The 26,194-nt window shown below is 63.8% G+C and carries 22 protein-coding genes, 1 tRNA gene and 1 other RNA gene; 16 read left to right on the forward strand and 8 right to left on the reverse strand.

Features of this window, described 5'->3' with window-relative positions; translation table 11 throughout:
- Nucleotides 1-72 precede the first annotated feature (72 nt).
- The 3 genes from NKH90_RS09905 (at nucleotide 73) to NKH90_RS09915 (ending at nucleotide 4,433) form a co-directional block, all read left to right on the forward strand.
- Entirely contained in the window at nucleotides 73-2,757 is a 2,685-nt protein-coding gene (locus tag NKH90_RS09905) for an ATP-binding protein (protein ID WP_352819186.1), read from the forward strand.
- 319 nt (nucleotides 2,758-3,076) lie between these two features.
- The gene (locus tag NKH90_RS09910; protein WP_352819187.1) at nucleotides 3,077-3,703 is read left to right on the forward strand and encodes a hypothetical protein; all 627 of its coding nucleotides are present in this window, start codon (nucleotides 3,077-3,079) and stop codon (nucleotides 3,701-3,703) included.
- 109 nt (nucleotides 3,704-3,812) lie between these two features.
- A complete protein-coding gene (locus NKH90_RS09915; protein WP_352767109.1) occupies nucleotides 3,813-4,433 on the forward strand; it encodes a LysE family translocator in 621 nt (206 codons plus the stop codon).
- A gap of 35 nt (nucleotides 4,434-4,468) precedes the next feature.
- On the opposite strand, the gene NKH90_RS09920 is transcribed toward NKH90_RS09915, so the two are convergent.
- Nucleotides 4,469-4,544, reverse strand: a tRNA-Thr gene (locus NKH90_RS09920).
- 341 nt (nucleotides 4,545-4,885) lie between these two features.
- Here NKH90_RS09920 and NKH90_RS09925 point away from each other — a divergent pair.
- The gene (locus NKH90_RS09925) at nucleotides 4,886-6,037 is read left to right on the forward strand and encodes a hypothetical protein (protein WP_352819193.1); all 1,152 of its coding nucleotides are present in this window, start codon (nucleotides 4,886-4,888) and stop codon (nucleotides 6,035-6,037) included.
- Nucleotides 6,038-6,136: 99 nt separating this feature from the next.
- Here NKH90_RS09925 and NKH90_RS09930 read toward each other — a convergent pair whose 3' ends face one another.
- Together NKH90_RS09930 and NKH90_RS09935 are read right to left on the reverse strand one after the other, a co-directional pair.
- A complete protein-coding gene (locus NKH90_RS09930; protein ID WP_352819195.1) occupies nucleotides 6,137-7,738 on the reverse strand; it encodes a cisplatin damage response ATP-dependent DNA ligase in 1,602 nt (533 codons plus the stop codon).
- 70 nt (nucleotides 7,739-7,808) lie between these two features.
- The gene (locus tag NKH90_RS09935) at nucleotides 7,809-8,819 is read right to left on the reverse strand and encodes a ligase-associated DNA damage response exonuclease (protein WP_352819197.1); all 1,011 of its coding nucleotides are present in this window, start codon (nucleotides 8,817-8,819) and stop codon (nucleotides 7,809-7,811) included.
- A gap of 107 nt (nucleotides 8,820-8,926) precedes the next feature.
- Between NKH90_RS09935 and NKH90_RS09940 the strand changes: the two genes are divergently transcribed.
- Nucleotides 8,927-9,871: a methyltransferase domain-containing protein gene (locus NKH90_RS09940; protein WP_352819199.1), complete on the forward strand. Its 945-nt coding sequence runs from the start codon at nucleotides 8,927-8,929 to the stop codon at nucleotides 9,869-9,871.
- A gap of 55 nt (nucleotides 9,872-9,926) precedes the next feature.
- A complete protein-coding gene (locus NKH90_RS09945; protein ID WP_352770717.1) occupies nucleotides 9,927-10,283 on the forward strand; it encodes a hypothetical protein in 357 nt (118 codons plus the stop codon).
- Nucleotides 10,284-10,290: 7 nt separating this feature from the next.
- Here the strand turns inward: NKH90_RS09945 and NKH90_RS09950 are convergent, their stop codons facing one another.
- Nucleotides 10,291-11,154 (reverse strand): prephenate dehydratase, encoded by an 864-nt coding sequence (locus NKH90_RS09950; RefSeq protein WP_023717847.1) that lies wholly within the window; start codon nucleotides 11,152-11,154, stop codon nucleotides 10,291-10,293.
- 33 nt (nucleotides 11,155-11,187) lie between these two features.
- Entirely contained in the window at nucleotides 11,188-11,916 is a 729-nt protein-coding gene (locus NKH90_RS09955) for a 3-deoxy-manno-octulosonate cytidylyltransferase (RefSeq protein ID WP_352819201.1), read from the reverse strand.
- Nucleotides 11,917-12,108: 192 nt separating this feature from the next.
- Between NKH90_RS09955 and NKH90_RS09960 the strand changes: the two genes are divergently transcribed.
- From NKH90_RS09960 to NKH90_RS09990, 7 genes are all read left to right on the forward strand, one after another.
- Nucleotides 12,109-12,762: a c-type cytochrome gene (locus NKH90_RS09960; RefSeq protein ID WP_352540486.1), complete on the forward strand. Its 654-nt coding sequence runs from the start codon at nucleotides 12,109-12,111 to the stop codon at nucleotides 12,760-12,762.
- Between the two features lie 172 nt (nucleotides 12,763-12,934).
- Nucleotides 12,935-14,818, forward strand: a complete 1,884-nt coding sequence (locus NKH90_RS09965; protein ID WP_352819203.1) for an extracellular solute-binding protein — start codon at nucleotides 12,935-12,937, stop codon at nucleotides 14,816-14,818.
- On the forward strand, nucleotides 14,818-16,686 hold the full coding sequence (locus tag NKH90_RS09970; protein WP_352819205.1) for an extracellular solute-binding protein: 1,869 nt from the start codon (nucleotides 14,818-14,820) through the stop codon (nucleotides 16,684-16,686). Before NKH90_RS09965 ends, NKH90_RS09970 begins: the two co-directional genes overlap by 1 nt.
- A gap of 30 nt (nucleotides 16,687-16,716) precedes the next feature.
- Complete coding sequence (locus NKH90_RS09975; RefSeq protein ID WP_352448571.1) at nucleotides 16,717-17,811, forward strand: microcin C ABC transporter permease YejB; 1,095 nt, start codon at nucleotides 16,717-16,719, stop codon at nucleotides 17,809-17,811.
- Nucleotides 17,811-18,950 carry an ABC transporter permease gene (locus NKH90_RS09980; RefSeq protein ID WP_352819207.1) on the forward strand — a complete coding sequence of 380 codons (1,140 nt, stop codon included), beginning with the start codon at nucleotides 17,811-17,813 and terminating at the stop codon, nucleotides 18,948-18,950. Before NKH90_RS09975 ends, NKH90_RS09980 begins: the two co-directional genes overlap by 1 nt.
- The gene (locus NKH90_RS09985; RefSeq protein ID WP_352819209.1) at nucleotides 18,947-20,578 is read left to right on the forward strand and encodes an ABC transporter ATP-binding protein; all 1,632 of its coding nucleotides are present in this window, start codon (nucleotides 18,947-18,949) and stop codon (nucleotides 20,576-20,578) included. The genes NKH90_RS09980 and NKH90_RS09985 overlap by 4 nt, the downstream gene beginning before the upstream one ends.
- A gap of 95 nt (nucleotides 20,579-20,673) precedes the next feature.
- Nucleotides 20,674-21,615, forward strand: coding sequence for a 2-hydroxyacid dehydrogenase (locus NKH90_RS09990; protein WP_352470041.1), 942 nt, complete (start codon nucleotides 20,674-20,676; stop codon nucleotides 21,613-21,615).
- A 17-nt stretch (nucleotides 21,616-21,632) separates the two neighbouring features.
- On the opposite strand, the gene NKH90_RS09995 is transcribed toward NKH90_RS09990, so the two are convergent.
- The 3 genes from NKH90_RS09995 to NKH90_RS10005 are packed head-to-tail and all read right to left on the reverse strand — an operon-like array spanning nucleotide 21,633 to nucleotide 23,360.
- Entirely contained in the window at nucleotides 21,633-21,935 is a 303-nt protein-coding gene (locus NKH90_RS09995; RefSeq protein WP_292662251.1) for a Dabb family protein, read from the reverse strand.
- A gap of 25 nt (nucleotides 21,936-21,960) precedes the next feature.
- Nucleotides 21,961-22,902, reverse strand: a complete 942-nt coding sequence (gene nudC / locus NKH90_RS10000; RefSeq protein WP_352470042.1) for an NAD(+) diphosphatase — start codon at nucleotides 22,900-22,902, stop codon at nucleotides 21,961-21,963.
- Between the two features lie 38 nt (nucleotides 22,903-22,940).
- Complete coding sequence (locus NKH90_RS10005; RefSeq protein WP_023676868.1) at nucleotides 22,941-23,360, reverse strand: HIT family protein; 420 nt, start codon at nucleotides 23,358-23,360, stop codon at nucleotides 22,941-22,943.
- 359 nt (nucleotides 23,361-23,719) lie between these two features.
- Here NKH90_RS10005 and ffs point away from each other — a divergent pair.
- From ffs to NKH90_RS10020, 3 genes are all read left to right on the forward strand, one after another.
- Nucleotides 23,720-23,816, forward strand: an RNA gene (ffs, locus tag NKH90_RS10010) — signal recognition particle sRNA small type.
- A 104-nt stretch (nucleotides 23,817-23,920) separates the two neighbouring features.
- A complete protein-coding gene (locus NKH90_RS10015; protein ID WP_352470043.1) occupies nucleotides 23,921-25,759 on the forward strand; it encodes a DNA polymerase III subunit gamma/tau in 1,839 nt (612 codons plus the stop codon).
- Between the two features lie 31 nt (nucleotides 25,760-25,790).
- Nucleotides 25,791-26,114 (forward strand): YbaB/EbfC family nucleoid-associated protein, encoded by a 324-nt coding sequence (locus NKH90_RS10020; protein WP_352470044.1) that lies wholly within the window; start codon nucleotides 25,791-25,793, stop codon nucleotides 26,112-26,114.
- Nucleotides 26,115-26,194: the final 80 nt, after the last annotated feature.

Raw genomic sequence — 26,194 nt, forward strand, 5'->3', positions numbered from 1 at the left:
GGCCATGTGAAACGACTGTGTTGCACTCATTGCCTGCTGTTGTACCTTCAATATTCTGGAGGCGCGGGCTTGATGCTGCTTGAGCGAGAGGACCCACTTGGAGCTTTGTTGGCCGCGGCCGAGAGAGCTGCTGCCGGACATGGCGGGACCGTGCTGGTGCACGGCGAGGCGGGCCTGGGCAAGACCTCTCTGCTGCGCGAATTCGCGGAAAACGCCGACCGGGACTGCCGGGTGCTGTGGGGCTGGTGCGAGGCGCTCTTCACGCCGCGCCCATTGGGCCCTCTCCAGGACATGGCGCACTTGCTCGACCCGCGCGTGGCGGCGCTGCTTGAGGAGACCGCTGCGCCGGAGCGGCTTTTCCCGGCATTGCTGAATGCGCTGCAGCGCGCCAAGGGCACGACCGTGCTCATCTTCGAGGACATGCATTGGGCGGACAATGCGACGCTCGACCTCGTAAGATATCTCGGGCGCCGCGTCTCCCTGCTCCGCACCATGCTGGTGCTGAGCATGCGCAGAGAGGATTTGAACGCCGATCACCCGCTGACCCACGTGCTCGGCGATCTTCCCGCCGCCTCGGTACGCCGCGTGACGCTTAGACCGCTGTCTCCCCAGGCGGTGACAATGCTGGCCGAACAGGCCGGCCGCTCCGCCGATGGGCTTTATCGCATTACCGAGGGCAATCCCTTCTTCGTTACCGAGCTCCTGTCCAGCAGCGAGACCGAATCGGCGCGTGTGCCCGATTCCATACGCGACGCGGTGTGGTCGCGCCTGTCGCGCCTGACGCCTGGAGAGCGCGACGTCCTGGAGGTCATGAGCATCATGCCGGGCAGCGTTGAGCCGTGGCTGATCCGGGCCCTTCTCGGGGCCGAGGCCGAAGTGCTCGTCGATCGATGTGTCGTGCGCGGATTGCTGCGGCGGGACGACCAGGGCGCGCTGACATTTCGTCACGAGCTTGCCAGGGAAGCGACGCTCGACCGGCTCTCCCCCTCTGTGCAACGCTCGCTCCATGCGAAGGTCGAAGCGGCACTCTCGGAAGTTCCGGCCTCGCAGGCAAGCGCTCTGCTTTCGCGCCGCGTGCACCACGCCGGCGGCGCCGACAATGGCGAACGCGTGCTCGAACTTGCGCCGCTCGCCGCCAGCCAAGCCGCGCGCCTGGGGGCGCATCGGGAGGCGGCCTCGCATCTGGCGACCGCACTCAGATATGTCGACCAGGCCCCGCCGGAGCTGGCCGCGCAGCTCCATGAGGACTGGGCATACGAGGCCGGGTTGGCGCTGCTTGTCTATGACGCCATCATCGAGGCCCGGCATCGCGCCATCGCTATCTGGCGGCAGCTGGGCCGGATCGACAAGGTAGGCCTTAATCTACGCTGGCTGTCGCGGCTGCACTGGCGGCGCGGCGAAGGCCCGCAGGCGGAGGAATATGCGGACCAGGCCGTGCGTGAGGTGGAGAGCCTGCCGCCCGGTCCCGAGGTGGCAATGGCCTACAGCACGCGCTCGCAGCTCCACATGCTGCACTATCGTTTCGATGAGGCGATCGAATGGGGCGAGCGCGCGATCAGTCTGGCCGATCGGCTGGGCGAGGTCGAGACGCGTGTTCACGCCCTCAACAATGTCGGAACCGCGCTCATGTTTGCCAACCGCCCCGGCGGCGTTGAGCGGCTGGAGGAAAGCCTTGCCCTGGCGCTCGAGCACGGGCTCCACGACCATGCGGCGCGGGCCTATACGAACTTTGCGGAATGCGCGGTGGTGGCCAAGGACTTCGAGCTGGCGGAGCGGCTGCTGGCCGAAGGCATCGCATTCTGCACCAGGCACGACCTCGATTCGGCGGCGCAATACCTGCTCGGCCGGCAGGCGCAGCTTTGCATGGAACAGGGCCGGTTTCGCGAGGCCGCAACCATCGCTCAGGGCGTCATGAATGTGGAACGCCTGCCGATGGTGATGCACTTGCCGGCGCTCACCGTGCTTGGCACGGTCCGCGTAAGGCTGGGCGAGACCGACGGCGTCGACCTTTTGCAGCGCGCGCTTGTGGAGGGCCAGACGACCGGCGAGCCGCAGCGTATCGTCCCGGTTCGCCTGGCGCTGGCGGAGGCGGCCTGGCTTGCCGAGGATGTCGGCGCCAGCCACGCGCAGCTTACCGAGCTGGCGGCCATGAACCTCGACAATTTCCGCCCCCGGGACCTTGGCGAATTGTCGGTCTGGTGGCGTCGATGCGGAATGCCCGGGTCGCTGCCGGCGCAATCGGCGCCGATTCCCTCGCCCTGGTCCGCCGAGCTTCTCGGCGATCCGCAGGCCGCCGCGGCGGAGTGGACGCGTTTGTCGCTGCCCTATGAGGCAGCGCTTTCCCTCATGCAGGTTCGTGGGGCGGATGCGGGGGCGGCGCTCGCTCGCGCCGTGGCGATGCTCGACCAGATCGACGCGCCCGCGGCCGCGGCGCTCGCGCGCAAGCTTGCGCAGCGTCAGGGCCTGTCAGGCCTGCTGCCGAAGGTGCAGCGCGGACCCTATGCGGCAGCTCGCCGCCATCCACTCGGCCTGACACGGCACGAGCAGAAGGTGCTCGCCCTGATCGCCCAGGGCATCAGCAACAAGGAGGTCGCGCGACATCTGTCGCGCTCGCCCCGCACGATCGAGCATCACGTCTCCTCGCTGCTCGGCAAGCTCAATGCCGCAAACCGCATGGAAATCCTCCTGCGCCTGCGCGGCGAGCCGTGGCTGCTGACGGGCACCCATCCGCTGGAACCGCACCAGACTGGATCATGATTCCAGCCGATTCTGTCGAGATGGAACAGGCTCTGGGTAGTTCCCGCAGCAAAATTTCCGCGAAAACTGGGAAATCGACCGCCTAAAAATGGGTGGCGGTACCGATTTGCACGCCCGCCGCTCCGCGTAGGCTTCTGCTCGCAGCGTGGATGGACCTCCCAACACCACGACGCCTTCACGATCCGGGGGAGAAGGCGGGCAACGGCGGCGGAACGGGGGCCGCCGCCGGCGTCCTTCGCTGGGGCGGATCGTACCAGGAGCAGGGGTGATGTCGGCAAGCGAAAAAGCGGATGCCCAGCGGCGCTGGCCAGGACAACGATTGGCACAAGCGGTCGCGGTGCGGCTTTCAGGACCCGGAGGCTGTTATATTGCCGGCAATATGCTGGGCCTCGGCATGGCCATGTTCATGCAGATTCGGCTGGCGCTAACCGAGGCGAGCAGCACTTTCGCCGCGCCTCCAATTTTCGGCCACGACCTCGCCGGCGGCTGGAACTCACTGGCGCTGCTGGTGGCGAGCGCCATCTTCTTGCGCAGCGGTGAGGAGTATCATCGCGCCCTCAGCAACGGACATCTCGACCAGTCGGCAATACAGCGCGCAGATTTTCTGTCCGGCACAGGGTCATTGGTGCTCGGGTCAAGTCTGCTGCTCGTCGGCAATCCAATCCTGGTCGTGACATCGGGGTTGCTCCATGCCGTGGGCAAGTTCGGCAGCGCCTTCAGGCTCGGCGCGCATGGCGCGGTGCTCTTCGGCCTCAAAATGCCGGAGCTCTTCCGCCTTTCGGTACTGCTCAGCCGCTTTCCGGCAATTATCGTCACCGCGACCGAAGTCGCCCGCGTCATTGCTGACGCTCGCACCGATCAGATCCAGGCTATCGCAATCCCTGCGACGCTTCTCGTCTGTTACCTGCTTTGGGCACGCGGGGATATTCTTCTATTTGGAAAGTAAATCTGAAAACATCTAAGCATTTTCGCGTCGCATGGTGAGAAACAGGGAGTGGGAGCGCGACGGTGATTCTTCTCTAATCTGTAACCGGCGCAGCAAACGGGAGACTGGCATGTCAAGTTCGCTTATTCTGTCGACGGCGATGCTGCAATTCCTGGCGGCATATACGGTGATCATGATCACGCCAGGCCCTATTGGCCTCGCGACCGGCAGCCTTGCCTCCTTGCACGGCTTTGGCAGGACGATCCCGCTGGTGGCCGGGATCGGCGCCGGCACCGCCGTGCTGGCGGTCCTGGTGGCGTTTGGCGCCGTTCATCTTTCCGGGTCGCTGTCGGTGCCGGCGGTCAAGATCGCCGGTGCGGCCGTCCTTGGCTGGATGGCCCTGCGCATCGCCAGAACGGCGCCGCCGGCCATCGGCGAAGCGCCTCGGCAGGCCGGATTGTTTGCCGGAGGGTTTCTCATCAGCATTCTCTCGCCTGAAACCGCCACTTTCTTCGCCGTCGCCTTCATGGGGCTGATGCTGCCGATCCGGACCTCGAACGAGATGCTGATGGTCGCGGCCATCGTCGCCATCATCGACATAGGCTGGTACGGATTCCTGGCCGTAGCGCTTTCGCGTCCGCTCGTGCGCGCTGCCGCGGTGCGGCATCATCGCGTCATCTGTCGGGCGGCGGGGATCGTGCTGGCAATGCTCGCCCTCGTCTCGGCGGCGTCAGCTTTTCCACTCGGCTGAGCGCTGGTTGAAGCAGGCGCGCGGGATAGGCCGTTTGGTGCCGCTTAGGTGACTCGAACACCTGACCCCATCATTACGAATGATGTGCTCTACCAACTGAGCTAAAGCGGCCCGGGAAGCCGAGCTTCCAAGATGGGCTGCGTGATAGACGCAACCGGCCGCGAATTCAAGATGGCAGTCGCGATTTCAGGACGAGGCAATTGGTGCCGCCTCCGGCCGGGCGCAAGGGCAGCCGCCGCGCGGATCTGCCGTTGGCCGCGTGATGCCGTCCCGTCCGCCACGTTGGCCGTGACGGGAAAATCAGCGAAAAATGTTGATTCCTTTACCGAAAACCGCCGAAATGAGCTTTGTGCCCCTCGGCAAGGCAGAATGCGGCCGCTCGCTTGTTGATTGATTGGTCGCCTGCGGCTAACGATCATGGCAATGTGAGTGAAATTGCAGAGGGAATTCGCTTGGACGCGATCGAAAAAGCGATCCGCAATGCCTTCGAGAAAGGCAATGCCGACGACCGGGCGTTTCGCGAGCGGGTCTATCGATCGGCTTTCGCGGCACTCGACCGTGCCCTGCAGGCCAATCCAAACGTCACGGTGGAAGTCGCCATCAAGCGGCGCAAGGCGGTCCAGGCGAAGATCACCGAAATCGAATCGGAATTCCTGCCGGCGGTTGCCGACGTCGCCGCGCCGACCGACAGTTTGGAGGCAGCACCGGAGGTGGAGCCCCCGGCCGAAGCTGAAGCCGCGCCGTCGCCCGATGTCGTCGTTGACGGTCCGGCGCAGCCGCCCGAATCCGATGCCCCCCGGTCGCGCGTCCTGCCGGTCGTTCCCGACATCATGCCCGATGCGCCTGTTGCCGAGGCGCCGGTGATCGACATGGGGGCCTCGGTTCCGACCGAAGCCGACGTCGAAACCGACGAGGCGGAAGTGACGCCCGACCGCGACGACCGGCGGGCGAGGCGGCGGCGCCTGCCTTTGACCGCGATCTTCTTCGGTGTGACGCTGCTCGCAGCCGCCGGCATCGGCCTTTATTTCGCCAACCAGACCGGCGTCTTCAAATCGGCGACCGAGCTCGACACAGCGCCACCGGAAGCGCCGCCAACGGTCGATGGCGAAGATTTCACGCCGGACGACACCGCTTCGCCGCCGAAGCAGGGCGAGCAGGACGAGGCGCGCGACTGGATCAACGTCTTTTCGCCGGGTGACCCGACGCAGGTCAATGCACCGTCGGACACCAAGGCCGACGTCATCCAGGACGAAAGCGGTTCCTTCCTGCGCATCCGCTCGGGGGCATCCGGCTCGGCCATCAGCTTCGACGTCGGACAAGGCGTGCTGGAAAAACTGGCCGGTAAGCATGCCACATTCGACATCATCGCGCGCTCCGAGGAGGGCCAGGAGACGCAGATTTCCGTCGATTGCAATTTCGGCGAACTCGGCGACTGCGGCCGCAAGCGCTATGCCGTCGGTCGCGAGCGCAATGAATATCTGTTCGACGTGCGCTTTCCCAACAAGCGTCCGGGCGCTGCCGGCACCATCGCCATTAATTCCGACTTCGACAAGCAGGGCAAGTCGGTCGACATCTACGAGATCCGCGTTTCTGTCGTTCCCTAAAGCACGTCGCGTTCCGGCCTCATGCGACGCGCTTCAGGTTCTTGTTTTGATGCATGTCGTTACCGCAAAACCGCTGCACTCTTTTTTGCGCGACATGCATTAACTATCGAGCAGCGCCTGCAGCGTCTCGATGCGGTCGGCTTCGGCCGCCGGCTTGTCCCAGCGCAGCCGCGAAATGCGCGGAAAGCGCATGGCGACGCCGGATTTGTGCCGCGTCGAGCGGTTGAGCCCTTCGAATGCTACCTCAAGCACCAGCCCGTTCCTGCGGTCGGCACGCACCGAGCGGACCGGGCCAAAGCGCTCGATCGTATTGTCGCGGACATATTTGTCGATCTGCCTCAGTTCCTCGTCGGTGAAGCCGAAATAGGCTTTTCCCACCGGCACCAGCTCCTCCGATCCTTCCGGCCCGGACCAGACGCCGAATGTGTAGTCGGAATAGAAGCTCGAGCGCTTGCCATGGCCACGCTGGGCATACATCAGCACCGCGTCGACCGTGTGCGGATCGCGCTTCCATTTGAACCACGGGCCCTTCGGCCGACCGGCCACATAGGGCGAATCCCAGCGCTTCAGCATGACGCCTTCGATGACCGGATGCAGCGGCTTGCGGCGCAATTCCTCGAGTGCCTGCCAGTTGGTGAATTCGACCAGCGGCGACAGATCGAAGCGGCTCGGATCGAGCGTCCTGACGAAGGCCTCGAGACGGCCGCGCCGTTCGCGGAAGGGAAGTCCGCGCAAATCCTCGTCACCAATCTGCAGCGCATCGTAGCACCGCATGAAGGCGGGGTATTGCTGCTGGATCTTGGGCGACACGCTCTTGCGGTTCAGCCGTTGCTGCAGGTCCGAGAACGTGCCCGTCGCCTGCCTGGGGTCTCCGACCAGAAGCTCGCCGTCGAGGGCGCCTGAAAAATCCATCGCCTCGGCAAGATCCGGAAAGGCGCCGGAGACGTCGTCACCGGTGCGCGAATAGAGCCGGCGAATGCCGCCTTCGCAAGCCGCCTGGACGCGGATGCCGTCCCATTTCCATTCGGCCGCGTAGTCGGCCGGGTCGAGCCTTTCGAGGTCGCCGTCGCCGACGGCATTCGACAGCATCACCGGCCTGAACAGCGCCAGCGCCGTTTTCCTGGGTTTTTCCGCTTTACCCTCCAGCCAGGCGAACAGCCCGATATAGGGCGGCGTCAGCCCGTGCCAGAGTTCCTCGATCTCGGCGATATCGACCTTGCCGAAATCGGCCAGTGCCTGCTTGGCAAGCCGCGCCGAGACGCCGATGCGCAGGCCGCCGGTGACCAGCTTTATGATGGCAAAGCGCGCCGACGTGCTGGCGCTGTCGAGCAGCCGGGCCAGCACTTGCGGCCCGTCGGAGCGGCTCGCCGCCTGCAGCTTGGCCACCACCTCGGCCAGCGTGGGCGCGTGGTTCGCAATATCGAGAGGCGATTGCGGCCAGACCAGCGACACGGTCTCGGCCAGGTCGCCGACATAGTCGTAGGAATAGCCGAACAGCACCGGATCCATGCGCTCGATCACCAGCGTGCGCAGCATTGCCGGCTTGACCGCGGCGATGGAAAGATCGCCAGTAATGGCCGCCAGCGCCAGCCCGCGGTCCGGATCCTCGACGCTGCGGAAATAGTCGGTCAACAGCGTCAGCTTGCCGTTGCGCGACGGCGTCAGCACCAGCCGGTCGAGAAGCTCGGCGAAGCGGTTCATGAGCGGAGCGCCAATGGGAAAGGCTTGCGACAGAGCGCCGTACCGGCGATTGCTGGATCCAAAAACACCATCAATCGCCCTCGTCCTCATAACCAACCAGATGCAGCGGCCTGGCGGCGATGCCTTCGAGTTCGCACCAGCGCACCAGCGCCTCCTCGCGGCCATGCGTTACCCAGATTTCTTCGGCGCCGGTCTCCTTGATCGTCGCCGTCAGCTCGTCCCAGTCGGAGTGATCGGAGATGATCAGCGGCAGCTCGACGCCGCCCTGCTTGGCGCGCTGGCGGATGCGCATCCAGCCTGAGGCGAAGCACGACATCGGATCGGGAAAACGCCGCGCCCAGCGATCGGCGAAGGCGGATGGCGGGCCGACGACGATGGCGCCGGCAAATTCGCTTTTTTGGTCGGTCTCGACGGTCGCCGGTTCCAATGTGCCGAGATCGATGCCCTGGCTCTGGTAATATCCGCTGAGCTTGGCCAGCGCGCCGTGGATGTAGATCGGCTTTTCGTAGCCGGCATCGCGCAGCAGCCGCATGACGCGCTGCGCCTTGCCCAGCGCATAAGCGCCGACCAGATGCGTTCGCTCGGGAAACTGCTCGGTCGATTTCAGCAACCGGGCGATCTCTTCGCTATCGGGCGGATGCCGAAACACCGGCAGGCCGAACGTCGCCTCGGTGATGAAGACGTCGCATTTGAGCGGCTCGAACGGCTCGCAGGTCGCGTCCTTCTGGCGTTTATAGTCGCCGGACGCGACGATGCACGTGCCCTGGTGCGCGACCTTGATCTGCGCCGAGCCAAGCACATGGCCAGCCGGGTGAAAGCTGACGGTGACGCCGCCAAGCGCAATCGTCTCGCCGAGCACGGCGGCTTGCGTCGTTCCGGCAAAACTGTCGCCGTGGCGCAGCCCCATGATGTCGAGCGTCTGCTGCGTCGCCATCACCGAGCGGTGGCCGGAGCGGGCATGGTCGGAATGGCCATGTGTGATCAGCGCCCGGTTGACCGGCCGCACCGGGTCGATGAAGAAATCGCTGGGCGGGCAATACAGCCCTTCCGGCCGGGGATGAAGCAGGTCGCTGGCGCGCATGGCCCCAAGATAGGCGCTAATTCCGGCGCGGGAAGCCTGTTGTAAGTCACTGCTGACTCCAGCATAGAGCGCAAGCCGGCTGCAAACACCCGGCGGAACCCGATCGCATGAAACCGCTCCAGACCTCGTCCGGCGATTTGACCGCCGACCGCCGCGCCGACTATGCCGAAATGCTCTATGCATCCGGCGATCATGCGGCAGCGGCGGAATTGCTGCTCGGCGCGCTCGAACTGGCGCCGCAATGGCCAGCCGGCTGGTTCCGCCTCGGCGAGATGCAGGAAGCGGCGGGCGCGCGCGATCGTGCCGCGCAGGCCTGGACGACGGCACTGCGGCTGGACCCGGCGGACAGGCTTGGCGCGGTGCTCAAGCTGCAATTGATCGGTATGGCGGCGGCGGCACAGGCGCCGCCCAGCGCCTTCGTCGAGACGCTGTACGACCACTATGCCGGGAGTTTCGAGGGTGAACTGGTCGACACGCTCGGCTACCGTCTGCCCGAATGCCTCGACCGCGCCATCCGGGCAGCACGGCCGGGCCGGTTTTCGCTGGTGCTCGATCTCGGCTGCGGCACCGGCCTCATGGGCCAGAAGCTGCGGCCGATCGCCGACCGGCTGGAGGGTTACGACATCTCGGCCGGCATGCTGAGGCAGGCGATCGCCAAAGGCGTCTACGATCTGCTCGTCAAGACGGATCTGCAGGACTTTTGCTATTCTGGCCCGAAAGCCGATCTGGTGACGGCGGCCGATGTGTTCATCTATGTCGGCGCACTCGAAAAGGTGGTGAACAAGATTGCCGGAATGCTTGCCGGCGGCGGTCTGTTTGCGTTCTCCGTCGAGACGCTCCCGGGCGGAGAATCGTCTGACAGCGCCGGCTTCGCCCTGCAGCCGTCGCGCCGCTACGCGCATTCGCAAGGCTATGTAGAGCGGGTTCTGGATGCCGACGGCTTTTCGATCCTGTCGCTGCAGGCAACGATCATCCGGCAGGATCGCCGCCAACCGGTCGAAGGGCTGGCCGTAGTGGCAAGCTCGCTTTCCGGCAGCGTAAAATCTGGCTAAGACTTCTGCCGCTGCGCATGAGAAGCCGCAGCTGCGAAAGACAAGGAGCACGTTCATGCGCTGGAACATGACGGTCTTGGCATCTTGCCTGGCGATGGCCGGCTGCGTCGGCAATTCGATGTCCGAACGGCAGGACGAAAACGTCCAGTCCTCGCTGCTATATGACAAGGTGCCTTGCGATCAATTGCTGGCGCAACGAAACGGCCTGGCGCAGCAATATCATCTGCCGGTGGACGCCAAGCCGTCGTTCTCCAACCCGGCGACGGGCTTTGGCCCGTTCACGCCGGACATGCGCTCGAAAGCCAAGCGCGAAGCCGACCAGGCAAGCGGCAAGATCGACGCCATGAACCGGTCGATCAGCCGGCGCGAATGCGGCAAGCCGGCCAAACGGAACAAGCTCGGCCTGACCTGACCGGATCTTAATCCGCCACCTTCCACTGCTCGCGCGAGGCGCTGGCGGGATAGACGCCGAGGATGCGCATTTCGCGCGAGAAAAAGCGCAACTCGTCAAGTGCCAGCTTCACCAGCGGATCGTCGGGATGGCCCTCTATGTCGGCGTAGAACAGCGTCGCCGTAAACGCGCCGAGCTGGTAGCTTTCCAGCTTGGTCATGTTGATGCCGTTGGTGGCGAAGCCGCCCATCGCCTTGTAGAGCGCCGCCGGCACATTGCGGACGCGGAAGATGAAGGTCGTCATCATCCTGGCGTCGGCCGAGGGACGTTCAGCCCATTGCTTGTTCTTGGTCAGCACGACGAAGCGGGTGACGTTGCTGTCGGTGTCCTCGACATTCTCCTCGATGATGTCGAGCCCGTAGAGCGTTGAGGCCAGCGCCGGCGCCAGCGCCGCCATGGTGCGGTCCTTCATCGCGGCGACCATCTTGGCGGCGCCCGCGGTGTCGCCGGCCACCGTCGCCTTCCAGCCGTTCTTGCGGATGTATTTGCGGCATTGGCCGAGCGCGTGGATGTGGCTGTGCACGGTCCTGATCTCGTCGCGCCTGACGCCGGGCAGCACCATCAGCTGGAAGTGGATCGGCAGAAAGTATTCGCCGATGATGTGCAGCTTCGATTCCGGCAAGAGGTGATGGATGTCGGCGACGCGGCCGGCAATGGTGTTCTCGATCGGGATCATGGCCAGATCGGCCTTGCCGGTCTCGACGGCGTTGAAGGCGTCCTCGAAGGTCGGGCACGGCAACGGCTCCATTGACGGGAACATGTTGCGGCAGGCGGTGTCGGAATTGGCGCCCGGCTCGCCCTGGAAGGATATTTTGTTGGTCTTTTCAGGCATGCGCGGAGTCTCGGGAATTGGCGGAAGAATTTCTTAGTTGGAAAGGTGCGCCCTGGCGCGTTCGAGATCGTCCGGTGTATCGACGCCAAGCGGCACCGACTGCACGATCTCCGCATCGATGCGCATGCCGGCCTCCAGCGCCCGCAACTGCTCCAGCCGCTCGCGGCGCTCCAGCGGCGACGGCCTTAGCGCAACGAAGCGTTCGAGCGCGGCGCGGCGATAGGCATAGAGGCCGATATGATGGTAGAGCGGGCCTTCGCCCCAAGGGGCGGTGGCGCGGGTGAAATAGAGCGCCCTGAGCCGCGTCGTCGAGAGTGGCGAGCCGACCAGCTTGACGACGTTCGGATTGGTCTTTTCCTCGTCGCGTACGATCTCGACGCAGAGCGTGGCGATATCCACCGCTGCGTTCTCGAAAGGCTTCAGCGCGGCGCCGATAACAAGGGGGTCGATGGTCGGCAGATCGCCCTGCACATTGACGATGGTCTCGACGCTGTTGCCAGGGTCGAGGATGGTCAGCGCTTCGAAGATGCGGTCGGAACCGGTTTCGTGGTCCGCCCGCGTCATCACCGCCTCGAAACCATGCGCGTGCACCGCCTCCGCAACGCCTTGCGTGTCGGTGGCGACGACGACCCGGCCGAGCCCCGCCTCGGCAGCACGGCGGGCGACGTGGACGATCATCGGAGTGCCGGCAATGTCGGCCAGCGGCTTGCCCGGCAGGCGCGTCGAGGCCATGCGGGCCGGGATCAGGATGAGCGTGGACATGAGGCGGGCAGGGGCTCGAAAAAGAGGGGGACAAAAGTGGCAAAAGGTCTCACTGGCAGCGCCCTTATAGGTGTTGCAACGCCGGAGCAAAAGACCTAGTTTCCGCGCGATTTGACCGCCTCGCAGGGTGGTTCACGATACCGACGGACGGAGTGGACGGATCGGTCCGCCGGAAAAGGGAGCCTGGGGCGTATGGATTCCAACGAAGTCAACAAGCTGCTCGCCGGCTTTCTCGGCACGGTGTTCATCGTCTTTTCCGTTGGCATCGTGTCCGACGCGCTGTTTGCCTCGCCGGCGCCGGAAAAGCCCGGCTTCGCCATCGAGGCGACCGAGCCCGCCGAAGGCGGCCCGGCCGCTCCCGCCGCGGCCGTGAAGCCGATCGCCGAGCTGCTGACCACTGCCAACGCCGAAGCGGGCGCCGCCATCTTCAAGAAATGCCAGGCTTGCCACTCCGGCGAAAAGGGTGGCCCCAACAAGGTTGGGCCCGATCTCTGGGACATCGTCGACCGTCCGGTCGCCGAGCATGAGGGCTTTGCCTATTCGGCCGGCATGAAGGAGTTCTCCAAGGGCGGCAGCGAGAAGTGGACCTACGACAATCTCAACCACTTCATCACCTCGCCGAAGAAGTTCGTGAAGGGCACGGCGATGGGCTTCGCCGGCCTGCCCAAGGATGAGGACCGCGCCAACGTCATCGCCTATCTGCGCACGCTGTCGGACAATCCGAAGCCGCTGCCGGCGCCCGGCGCCTCGGCCGAAAACGCCCCCGCCAAGCCGGCCGAAGGTGCAGCCCCTGCCAAGCCGGCAGAAGGCGCGGCGCCAGCCGCCCCGGCGGCACCCGCAAAATAACAAAACTGTAATGACATTATCCTTGAAAAAGCCGGGTTCAGCCCGGCTTTTTCGTTAGGAAAAACGCATATGCGACGACAAAGCCGCTCGGTTGCGGTTTTCAGCGCCGCCAAATGATCTAGATTGGGCCAGACGCTATCGTGACGGCGCTATATCGCGAAGAGGAGAACGCATGACGGTTGGCCGAGCGCGGACGCTTCTGAAATCAGTGCTGATGCTGGCTGCTTTTGCCGGCGGCCTGCAGGCGGCCTTCGCGGACGAATGGCGCACGACCTCGTCGCTGATCGGCGAATCCAAATACGGCGACAATTTCCAGCACTACGACTACGTCAATCCGGATGCGCCGAAGGGTGGCACGCTGAATTCGGTGGTGCTCGGCACGTTCGACAGCTTCAATCCCTACATCGTGCAGGGTTCGCCGGCCGCCGGCTTCGCGGCCTTCGGCGGCGGCCTGCTCTACGACACGCTGATGGAGCAGGCGACCGACGAGGGCAGCACCAGCCACCCGCTGATCGCCGATGCCTACAAATATCCGGCCGACTATTCCTCGGCGACCTACCGGCTCGACCCGCGGGCCAAATGGCATGACGGGCAGCCGATCACCACCGAGGACGTGATCTGGTCGTTCCAGGTGCTGAAGGCCAACAGCCCGATGTACAGCCGCTATTTCGAAAACGTCACCGACGCCGTCGCGGTGTCCGACCGCGAGGTCGAATTCCACTTCAGCCATAGGGGCAACCGGGAGCTGCCCAAGATCATCGGCGATCTCGTTGTGCTGCCCAAGCACTGGTGGGAAGGCACCGACGCTAACGGCAAGAAACGCGACGTCACCAAATCGACATTGGAGCCGCCGCTGGGGTCGGCCGCCTACAAGATCGCCAGCTTCAAGCCGGGTTCGGAAATCGTCTGGCAGCGTGTGCCCGACTACTGGGGCGCCAAACTGCCGGTAAAGATCGGTCGCGAGAATTTCGACAGGCAGCATTTCAGCTACTTTCTCGACGACAATGCCGCCTGGCAGGCCTTTACCAAGGGCGGCCTTGAAGACATCAAGCAGGAAAATAGTTCGAGGCGCTGGAACACATTCTATGATTTTCCGGCGGTCAAGGCCGGCGACGTCATCAAGAAGGAATTCAAGACCGCATCGCCCGAACCGATGCAGGCCTTCATGCTCAACACCAGGCGCCCGCTGTTTAGGGATCGTCTGGTACGCGCCGCGCTGATGTATCCGCTCGACTTCGAGACGATGAACCGGACCCTGTTTTTCGGCTCCAACACCCGCACCAGCAGCTATTTCCAGGGCACTGAACTGGCGTCGAGCGGCCTGCCGCAAGGCAAGGAACTGGAAATCCTCGAGCAGTACCGCGACAAGCTGCCGCCTGAAGTCTTCACCCAGGAATTCAAGCTGCCGGTCTACGACACCCCGCAGGCGGAGCGCAAATATCTGAAGACCGCGGTCGATCTGTTCGCCAAGGCGGGCTGGGTGATCAAGGGCGGCAAGATGGTCAACGCCAAGACTGGCGAACCATTCAAATTCGAAATCCTCGGCTGGAACGACACCGACCAGGTCATCGCCAGCCCGTATATCGCCAATCTGCGCAAAATCGGCGTCGACGCCACACTGCGCCTGAGCGACCAGACCCAGTACATCAACCGCGTCAAGCATTTCGATTACGACGTCATCATAGGGCAACTTGGCCAGTCGGACTCTCCCGGCAACGAACAGCGCGACTTCTGGAGCTCCAAGGCTGCCGATACGCCCGCGTCGCGCAATTACGCCGGCATCAAGAATCCGGTCGTCGATGCGCTGGTCGACCGCATAATCTTTGCCACCGACCGCGACGATCTGGTTGCCGCCACCCATGCGCTCGACCGGGTGCTGCTGTGGAACTACTATGTCGTGCCGCAATATTACCGTGCCGTGGTCTGGCTCGCCTACTGGAACAAGTTCGGTATGCCGGAGAAGCAGCCCGCCTATAGCGGCGTCGACCAGAATTCCTGGTGGATCGATCCGGTCAAGGAAAAGGCGCTGGCGGCCAAATACAAGAGTGGCAATTGATGGCGGTGCTGCCCCGTCGCGACTTCCTCGCCCTGGGCGGTGCCGCCGCGGCCGCGGCGCTGCTGCCCGGCCGGGCTTTCGCCACGATCCCGACCGGCGTGAAACTGCACGGCCTGTCGGCCTTCGGCGATCTCAAATATCCTCCGGATTTCGCGCATTTCGACTATGTCAATCCGGACGCTCCCAAGGGCGGCCGGATGAATTTCGCCCCGCCGAACTCCACCCTCAATCAGAGCTTCCTGACTTTCAACACGCTGAACTCGCTGGTGTTGAAAGGGGATTCGCCGCCGCGCACCGAGCTCTGCTTCGATTCCCTGATGGCAAGGGCAGTCGATGAGCCGGATGCGGTCTACGGCCTGCTTGCCGAATCCGTTACCTTGTCGCAGGACCGCAACGGCTTCCGCTTCAGCCTGCGGCCACAAGCGCGCTTTCATGACGGCTCGCCGCTGACGGCTGAGGACGTTGTCTTCGCATTGAACCTCTACAAAGACCGAGGACACCCGAACCTTTCCCAAGCGCTGCGGCATATGACGGATGCGGCCGCAATCGATCCGCTTACAGTCAGCCTTACCTTCAACGGCCAGCAGTCCGCGCAGAATATCCTCGCCATCGTCGTAATGCCGATCGTGTCCAAAGTTTTCTACACGGCCAATGATTTCGACGCCTCGACGATGACCCCACCGCTCAGTTCCGGACCGTACAGAGTGGGGCGGGTGGTGGCCGGGCAGACCATCGAATATGAACGCGTCGCCGACTATTGGGGCCGCGATCTGGCCGTGAACCGCGGCAGCTACAATTTCGACCGTATCCGTATCGATTTCTACCTTGATCGCCAGGCAGCCTTTGAAGGGTTCAAGAAAGGGGATACGCATTTTCGCGAGGAGTTCACCGCGCGGGTATGGGCGACCGGCTACGACTTTCCAGCGCTGAAGGATGGCAGGGTCGTCAAACGCGAATTTCCCGGCGAGAAAACGCCATCCATGCAGGCTGTCGCACTCAATCAGCGCCGTCCGCAGTTCCGCGACATTCGCGTGAGACAGGCAATCGCCTATTGCTTCGACTTCGAATGGACCAGGCGGGTTCTGTTTTTCGACTCCTACGAGCGTTCGCAATCGAACTTCGAGCGGTCGGATTACAAGGCCAAGGGCCTACCCTCACCCCAGGAATTGAAACTGCTGGAGCCGTTTCGAGCCGAGTTGCCGCCGGAGACCTTCGGCGATCCGGTGATGCAACCCGTCTCTGACGGTTCGGGCCACGACCGCAAGCTGCTGCGCGAGGCTTCGAGACTGCTTGCCGAAGCCGGCTGGAAGCGAACGGGCAATTTCCTCGTCAATGAAAAGGGCGACCGGCTGCGGGTGGAAATGCTGGCCGAGGACGATGGCCTCGTTCGCATCTTCCTTCCGTGGTCCGAGAATATGAAGGCGATCGGCATCGACGCTTCGGTCCGCCAAGTCGATTCGGCGCAGTTTGAAGCGCGGCAGAGCAATTTCGACTTCGACTTCAACATGCTCGCATGGTCGATCGGAGCGACGCCAACCGCCGATGGTTTGGAGATCCTCTATGCTTCCCGGATGGCGAAAACGCCGGGGATGCGCAACTATCCGGGCACGGAAAGCAAAGCCATCGACGCGCTGATCGAGGCAGCCGGCAAGGCGCAGAGCCGGATCGAACTCGTCACAGCGCTCAACGCGCTCGATCGGGTCTTGCGCGCGCGGCTAGACTGGATTCCAACATATCATCTGGCGAATCACCGGGCAGCCTTATGGGACATGTTCGGCTTTCCCGCTCAAAAGCCGGATTACGACTTTCCGGTCGAGACGCTGTGGTGGTTCGACAAAGACAAGGCGGCAAAAATTGGCAAAGCCTGAGATTTTCGCACAAGCGAGGCAGAGAGCCTGATGGGCGCCTACATACTGCGCCGCATCCTTTTGATGATCCCGACCCTGTTCGGCATCATGGCGGTGTCATTTGCCGTCATCCAGTTTGCTCCAGGCGGGCCGGTCGAGCAGGTCATCGCCAGGCTGACCAACCAGGGCGGCAGCGATCGCCTCGGCGGCGGCGGCGGTGATGCCGGCGGCGCCAATGTCGATGTCGCCGGCGACGTCGGCTCGAAATACCGCGGCGCGCAAGGGCTCGATCCGGAATTCATCAAGAAGCTGGAGAAGCAGTTCGGCTTCGACAAGCCGCCGCTCGAGCGCTTCGGCATGATGCTGTGGAACTATCTCCGCTTCGATTTCGGCGACAGCTATTTCCGCGACATATCGGTGCTCGACCTGATCCTGGAAAAGATGCCGGTGTCGATCTCGATCGGGCTGTGGATCACGCTTTTGTCCTACCTGATCTCGATCCCGCTCGGCATCCGCAAGGCGGTCAAGGACGGCTCCACTTTCGACGTCTGGACCAGCGGCGTCGTCATCGTCGGCTACGCGATTCCGGGCTTCCTGTTCGGCATCTTGCTGATGGTGCTGTTTGCCGGCGGCTCGTTCTGGGACTGGTTTCCGCTGCGCGGCATCACCTCCGACAATTGGGACCAGCTGTCTTGGCCGCAGCGGATCGTCGACTATTTCTGGCATATGACCCTGCCGCTGACCGCGCTGGTGCTGTCGGCCTTCGCCACGACGACGCTTTTGACCAAGAATTCCTTCCTCGAGGAAATCCGCAAGCAATATGTGGTCACCGCCCGCGCCAAGGGCCTGTCGGAGCGGCAGGTGCTTTATGGCCACGTCTTCCGCAACGCCATGCTGATCGTCATCGCCGGTTTTCCCGGTGCCTTCATCTCGGCATTCTTCACCGGCTCGCTGCTGATCGAGAACATCTTTTCGCTCGACGGCCTCGGCCTGCTTGGTTTCAACTCGGTGGTGCAGCGCGACTATCCGGTGGTCTTCGCCAATCTCTACATCTTCTCGCTGCTTGGCCTGTTCGTCGGGCTGCTGTCCGATCTGATCTATACCTGGGTCGATCCGCGCATCGACTTCGAGCGGAGAGACGTCTGATGGCGCAGGTGACAGCCGAAACGGCGCCGCCTCGAATCGCGCGGCCCTTTCTGTCGCCGCTCAACCAGCGGCGCCTGCAGAACTTCAAGTGCAACCGGCGCGGCTACTGGTCGTTGTGGATTTTCCTGTTCCTGTTCGTGCTGTCGCTGGTTTCGGAATTGGTCGCCAACGACAAGCCGATCATCGCCTCCTACAAGGGTGAGATCCTGTTTCCGGTCCTGGTCGCCTATCCCGAGGAGAAGTTCGGCGGCTTCTATGCGGTCACCGACTACCGCGACCCGGTGATCCAGGACGAGATCAACGCCAATGGCTGGATGGTCTGGCCGCCGGTGCGCTACTCCTACCAGACCGTCAACAACGCTATTCCCGAAGCAGCACCGACCAAGCCGTCCTGGCTCTACGACAAGAAGACGCGCTGCAACCAGTATCCGAAAGGCGAGGCAGACCCCAATTGCAACGTCGGCAACTGGAACTGGCTGGGCACCGATGACCAGGCCCGCGACGTGCTGGCGCGCGTCATCTACGGCTTCAGGATCTCGGTGCTGTTTGGCCTGATCCTGACTGCCGGCTCGGCGCTGATCGGCGTGGCGGCCGGCGCTCTGCAGGGCTATTTCGGCGGCTGGACCGACCTCCTGTTCCAGCGTTTCATCGAGATCTGGTCGGCCATCCCGGTGCTGTACCTGCTCTTGATCGTCGCCGCCATCCTGCCGCCTGGCTTCTTCATCCTGCTCGGATTGATGCTGCTGTTCTCCTGGGTGGCACTGGTTGGCGTGGTGCGGGCCGAGTTCCTGCGCGCCCGTAACTTCGAATATGTCAATGCGGCGCGCGCGCTCGGCGTGTCCAACGTCACCATCATGTTCCGGCATCTGCTGCCCAACGCCATGGTGGCGACGCTGACCTTCCTGCCCTTCCTGCTCAGCGGCTCGATCTCGACGCTGACCTCGCTCGACTATCTCGGCTTCGGCCTGCCGCCCGGCGCCGCGTCGCTGGGTGAGCTGTTGAAGCAGGCGCAGCGCAACCTCAACGCCCCTTGGCTCGGCATTTCCGGCTTCGTCGTCATCTCGCTGATGCTGTCGCTGCTGGTCTTCGTCGGCGAGGCCACGCGCGACGCCTTCGATCCGCGCAAGACGTTCAGATGAGCGACACCCCGCTGCTTTCGGTCCAGGATCTCAGCGTCGCCTTCACGCAAGCCGGCGACCAGTCGATGGCCGTCGACCATATTTCCTTCGACCTTGCCAAGGGCGAGACGGTGGCGCTGGTCGGCGAATCCGGCTCCGGCAAGTCGGTCACCGCGCTGTCGGTTCTGAAGCTGCTGCCCTATCCGACCGCCAGCCACCCGTCGGGAAAGATCCTGTTCCTCGGCGCCGACCTGCTTGCCGCCGACGAGAGAGACCTGCGCCGCGTGCGCGGCAACAAGATCACCATGATCTTCCAGGAGCCGATGACCTCGCTCAACCCGCTGCATACGATCGAGCAGCAGATCGTCGAGGTATTGAAGCTGCATCAGGGCCTGGGCGATCGCAAAGCCAAGGCGCGCACGCTGGAACTTCTGCACGAGGTCGGCATCCGCGAGCCGGAGAAGCGGCTTGACGCCTATCCGCACCAGCTTTCCGGCGGCCAGCGCCAGCGCGTCATGATCGCCATGTCGCTGGCCAACGAGCCTGAACTTTTGATCGCCGACGAGCCGACGACGGCGCTCGACGTCACCGTCCAGGCGCAGATCCTCGAGCTGCTCGCCGGCCTGAAAAGCCGCAAGAACATGTCGATGCTGTTCATCACCCACGACCTCGGCATCGTCAGGAAGATCGCCGACCGGGTCTGCGTGATGACCAAGGGCAAGATCGTCGAGACCGGCCCGACCAACGAGATATTCGCCAATCCGCAGCACGCCTACACGCGGCATCTGCTTGCCGCCGAGCCGAAAGGCAAGCCGCCGGCGGCCAACCAGGCCGCCAAGCCGGTGATGGTCGGCAAGGACGTCAAGGTCTGGTTTCCGATCAAGAAGGGCTTCTTCCGGCGCACCGTCGACAATGTGAAGGCGGTCGACGGCATCGACGTCACCGTGCGGGCCGGTCAGACGCTTGGCGTCGTCGGCGAATCCGGCTCAGGCAAGACGACGCTCGGCCTGGCACTGGCCAGGATGATCTCGTCGACCGGGACCATCCAGTTCAACGGACGCGGCATCGATCAGCTGTCCTTCAACGAAATGCGGCCGTTGCGGCGCGAGTTGCAGATCGTCTTCCAGGATCCGTTCGGTTCGCTCAGTCCACGCATGTCGGTCGTCGAGATCATCGAGGAAGGGTTGAAGATCCATGAGCCGAAGCTGTCGCCTGATGCGCGCGACGAGCGTGTCGTCGACGTGCTGAAGGAAGTCGGCCTCGATCCGGCGACGCGCAACCGCTATCCGCACGAATTCTCCGGCGGCCAGCGCCAGCGCGTCGCCATCGCGCGCGCCATGGTGCTCAACCCGCGTTTCGTCATGCTGGACGAGCCGACCTCGGCGCTCGACATGAGCGTGCAGGCGCAGGTCGTCGACCTCTTGCGCAGCCTGCAGGCCAAGCACGACCTCGCCTACCTCTTCATCAGCCACGATCTGAGGGTCATCCGCGCGCTCGCCAACGAAGTCATCGTCATGCGCAACGGCAGGATCGTCGAGGCCGGTCCTTCCGAACAGATTTTCGGCAAACCGCGGACCGACTATACAAAGGCGTTGATCTCGGCCGCCTTCAAGATCGAAACGGCGCCGGTCGGCATCGTCAGCGAGTAGATTTTCGCCAGAGATCATGCACAAAATCAAAACGCAGCCGCGCCTTGCGCGTCGGGACGCGAACGCTGTTGGTAAAAAGGGAAAAACAATCCGCAATGGAAAAAGGCCGCATCCTGCTTGCCCTCACCGGTATTCATCCGCTGCGCTGGCGCGAACTGCTGTCGGCGGAGCGCGAGGTGGTGCTCGAGCCGAACGGCGCCGGCGATCCCTCGATTACCTATGCTGTGGTGTGGAAACAGCGGCCGAACCTGTTGTCGTCGCTGCCCAATCTGCGCGCCATCTTCTCGATCGGCGCCGGCGTCGACCACATCTTCGCCGATCCCACCTTGCCCGACGTACCGGTCGTCAAGGTGGTGGCCGACAACCTGACCCAGTACATGACCGAATACGTCGTCTGGCGGGTGCTCGACCACCATCGCCAGGGCATGCTCTACCGCGCCCAGCAGCAGAAGAAGATCTGGCATGAACCGCAGCAGCGGCCGGCCAGCGACATCTCGGTCGGCATTATGGGGCTCGGCACGCTTGGCCGCGCGGCGGCATCGGTGTTGTTGTCGCTCGGCTTTCCCGTCAATGGCTGGTCGCGCAGCGACCGGCCGATGCAAGGTGTCTCGACTTACGCGGGCGAGGCAGGCCTGATCCCGTTCCTCAACGCCACCGATATCCTGGTGGTGCTGCTGCCGCTGACGCCGCAGACGCACGGTATCATCAACCACGGCGTGCTGAAGGAGCTGCGCAAGCGCAACGGCCTCGGCGGCTCGGTGCTGATCAATGCCGGGCGCGGCAGGCTGCAGAAGGACGCCGACATTTTGCGCGCGCTGGACGACGGCACGCTGAAGGAAGCCAGCCTCGACGTGTTCGAGGTCGAGCCGTTGCCGAAGACCAGCCCGCTATGGAGCCATCCGAAAGTGTTCGTGACGCCGCATGCGGCGGCAACTTCCGATCCGGTCCACCTGGCGCCGATCATGCTGCGCCAGATGGACGCCTTCGAGCGCGGCGAACCGCTGGAAAATGTGGTAGACCGCAACGCCGGGTATTAGAGCGCCGCTTTCCAGTCTCAGCCCCAGCCGAGCGGCACGTAGTCGATCTCCATAAACGCCGCGACCTCGGGGATCCAGCGGTCGCGGACGAAGGCGACGTGGTCGGGATGGTCGTTATAGCCGGAATAGGCCCGCTGATCGGCAAACTCCATCGAGAAGCCGAAGCGGTAGTCGTTCTTGGGACTGACCTGCCGCAACTGCTCGAAATGCGTGACGCCCTTTATCGCCGTGAGAATCCTCTTGGCGTCGGCGAGGAACCGTTTTTCCTCGAGCGAATGCGGCGGGTGTTTCAGCGTGAACACGACGGTGTGACGGATCATTTTCTGCTCCTGCGATGTCTTCGTCTCACGCGCTGTCGGCCCAGGCGCGGATGAGGTTATAGGCGATCGCGCCTTTCGGCGGCGTCACCAGGCCGCCCGGATGTTCCCTGGCCAGCATCGACAGCACCTCGTCGCGAAAGAACCAGCGGCAATCTTCCAGCTCGTTGAGGTCGGGCTGGATATCGTCATTGAGCGGTTCGCCGAAGCAGCCGATCATCAGCGAATAGGGGAACGGCCAGGGCTGGCTGGCGTGGTAGACGACGCGGCCGAGCCTGATGCCGGCTTCCTCCAGCGTTTCGCGGCGCACCGCCGCCTCGATCGTCTCGCCCGGCTCGATGAAACCGGCGAGCGCCGAATACATGCCGGGCCCGAAATGCCGGCCGCGGCCGAGCAGGCATTTTTCGCGTGTTGCCGTCAGCATGATCGCCACCGGGTCGGTGCGCGGAAAGTGCTCCGTACCGCAGGCCAGACAATGCCGCTTGTAACCGCCCGCCCGCATCTCGGCTTCGGTGCCGCATTTGCTGCAGAAGCGATGGCTGGCATGCCAGGCGAGCAGCGCCGCCCCTTGCGCCAGCGCGCCGGCGGCCGCTTCGTCGATCAGCCCCTGCATATAGACCGAGCGATAGTCGATCGCCTTGATCGTCTCGGGAAGCTGCTCGGGCTCGACCCCGGCCGGCACCGCCAGCACCGGGCCGCTTTCGGAAAAACCGAGCAGGACGCCGTTTTCGAGCGATGCTTCGAGCGGCCGGCATTCGGCCACGCCGAACCAGGGGTCGAATGCGCCTTGCGCAAGCTTCAGATAGAGCCGGCCGCCACGCATCAGCAAAAGCCGCGCCGAGGGATCGGCGAGTGCCTTTTCGACGGAATCGTCGGCGCGGTTTTCGGACTGCCGGTCGATAATGTTGCCGGCGAAGCCGACGAACTGGCTCGGCTCGCGCAAGGGCGCGTCAAACAGGCGAAAGCTCATGCAGACTCGGGAAGGTTCAAGGTGGACACGGGAGAGGCTTATAGCGCTGCCTTGATCTTTTCCGCAAACTTGCGAAGGTCGGAGCGCTGATAGGGCTCGCGCAGGCCGTGCCCCCACACCGGGCCGGGCCAGCCGGGATCGCCTTCCGAGCGCGCAATGACGTGTACATGCAGCTGGCGCACGATGTTGCCGAGTGCGCCGGTGTTGATCTTGGTGCAGCCGGTCACCCGCTTCAGCGCCAGCGCCACCATGTTGGTCTCGAAGGTCAGCATCGCCTGGTCCAGCGGCGTCATGTCGTGGATTTCCTCGATGCCCGGCCGCTGCGGCACCAGCAGCAGCCATGGCCAGCGGCGGTCGTTCATGACGCGCAATTCGCACAGGCCGAGCCACATCAGCTGTTCGCTGTCGGCTTCCAGCTGGGCGTCAAGCGTGAATCCGGCCTTGAGGCCCGGCAGCATCGGCGTTTCCCTCACTTTTTGACGTTTTTTGAACTCCATCGACGCTAGAGCGGCTTCCCAGGGGCCGCAAGGGGCAGCAAGCAACATTGGCCGTCGCGGCGCTGATTGTGCGCGAAGAAGTGAGGGCCCGGGCAAATTGCATCAGGTTGGCGCTGCCCCGCCGAGGTCGACGATTTTGATCGCGGCCACATTTTGTTCTTGCTTTGTGCCGGCAGCTATGCTAGTAATCTCGCTATGGTGATTATTCGCACCAACGACCCGCCCGCCAAGGCGGGTTTTTGGTTTCAGCTTTCGCCGTCGCTCAAGGCCCCTATCATCCGCACTTGCATTTCATCGCCGGATTGCCGATATGGAGGCTGGGAGGTTGGTGGTGGACGGTCCACTCGCCAACCGGGTCAGGTCCGGAAGGAAGCAGCCCTAACGAGCCCGGAACGGGTCATTGTTCCAGCCTCCCGCCTCTTCGCCTTTTGCCCCGACATTGACGGCGCCAAGCCGTGCGGGCGAAACTATGCGCAGGAATCGGCCGCCTCCAGTGGCAGCCCTTGGAGCTTAACGGGCGAATGAGCGAAGCCGGAAACGAGGCCGGGAAATTGGACAAGCCTGCCGCCTACCGCGTGCTGGCGCGCAAATACCGACCGTCGAATTTCTCCGAACTGATCGGCCAGGAGCCGATGGTCCGCACGTTGACCAATGCCTTTGCCACCGGCCGCATCGCCCAGGCCTGGATGCTGACCGGCGTGCGTGGCGTCGGCAAGACGACGACCGCGCGCATACTCGCGCGGGCCCTGAACTACAAAACATCGACAGTCGACCAGCCGTCCGTCGACCTTGCCGTGCTCGGCGAGCATTGCCAGGCGATCATGGAGGGCCGGCATGTCGACGTCATCGAGATGGACGCCGCCTCGCATACCGGCATCGACGACATCAGGGACATCATCGAGCGTGTGCGCTACGCCCCGGTGTCGGCGCGCTACAAGGTCTACATCATCGACGAAGTGCACATGCTTTCCAACCAGGCCTTCAACGGCCTGCTGAAGACGCTGGAAGAGCCGCCGCCGCACGTCAAGTTCATCTTCGCCACCACCGAAATCCGCAAGGTGCCGATCACCGTCCTGTCGCGCTGCCAGCGTTTCGACCTCAGGCGCATCGATGCGGCAATGATCAAGGCCGACCTTGCCAGGATAGCCGGTCTGGAGGGCATCGAAGTCGAAGACGATGCGCTGGCGATGATCGCGCGCGCGGCCGAAGGCTCGATGCGCGATGCGCAGTCGATCCTCGACCAGGCGATCGCCCATGGCGGCGGCGCGGTCAGCGCCGAAGCGGTGCGTGCCATGCTCGGCCTTGCCGACCGTGCCCGCATCGTCGACCTGTTCGAACATGTCATGAAGGGAGACGTCGCCGCCGCACTTGCCGAATTCCGTGCCCAGTACGATACCGGCGCCGATCCTGCCGCGGTGCTGACCGACCTTGCCGAGTTCAACCATCTGGTCACCCGTCTGCGTTTCGTGCCGGCTGCCATCGACGACGCCTCGCTGTCCGAGGACGAGCGCCGGCGCGGCGCCGATTTCGCCAGCACGCTGTCGGTCAAGGTGCTGTCGCGGACGTGGCAGATCCTCTTGAAAGGTATTCCCGAGGTGCAGACCTCCAACCGCCCGGTCAGCGCCGCCGAGATGGTGCTGATCCGGCTGGCCCATGCCGCCGACCTGCCGACGCTGGACGAGGCGCTGAAATCGCTGGAGAACGGCGTTTCCCTGCCGGGTGCCGCGCCGCGCGCGAATGGCACGCCGGCAAGCCCCGGCCCCGCAAACCATGCGCCTGCAGGCGGTGGTGCCGGCGCCGTGGCGCAGGCGCGGATGCCGACGTCCAATGGCGGCGCCCAGACAATGCGCCTGGTCGAGACGATGCGCCTGGTCGAGGCCGAGCCCGTGCCGACCAACTTCGTTGCTCCGCCGGAGCCGGCGGTCGAGGCGCCGCCGGTGCCGGTGAAATCGCTGGCCGACATTGTCGCCCTTGCCGACGCCCAGCGCGACATGGCCTTCAAGGTGCTGGTGAAGCGTTGCGTGCGCCTGGTGCGCATCGAGCCCGGTCGTATCGACGTCAGCCTGACCGACGATGCGCCGAAGATGTTGCTCAATGATTTGACCGCCAAGCTGCGCGCCTGGACCGGCCGCAACTGGCTGGTGTCGCTGTCGAAGGACGAGGGCGGCCAGACCTTGGCCGAGATGGAATCGACAAAGCGCGAAAACGCCTTCCTCGATGCCAAGAGCGACCCGACGGTCGCCGCCATCCTGGCGCGCTTTCCCGGTGCCAAGATCATCGACGTGCGCATTCCCGATGCGCCGGAAGCCGACGAGGCCGAAGTGCCGGTCGAGCCGCCGGCCGACGACGACGAAACCTGAACAACCTGGACCAGCTGCAAAGGACAGTGCGATGAAAGACCTTCTCGGCATGATGGGCAAGGCAAAGGAAATGCAGGCCAAGTTCCAGGCCATGCAGGATGAGATCGCCACGCTGGAAGCCACCGGGCAGGCCGGCGGCGGCCTGGTCAGCGTGACGCTGACCGGCAAATTCGAGATGAAGTCGCTGAAGATCGACCCGGCGCTGTTCAAGGAAGACGAGGTCGAGATTCTCGAGGACCTGCTTCTCGCTGCCCACAACGACGCCAGGACCAAGGTCGAGCAGATCATGCAGGAGAAGACCAGGGCGCTGACCGCGGGCCTACCGATCCCGCCGGGAATGAAACTGCCGTTCTAAGGCTAGTGCATGTCGCGCAAAAGTGTGCAGCGGTTTTGCGATAACGACATGCATCAAAACAAGAACCTAAAGCGCGTCGC

It is taken from the genome of Mesorhizobium sp. M0898, from assembly GCF_040319695.1.
Taxonomy (GTDB): Bacteria; Pseudomonadota; Alphaproteobacteria; order Rhizobiales; family Rhizobiaceae; genus Mesorhizobium.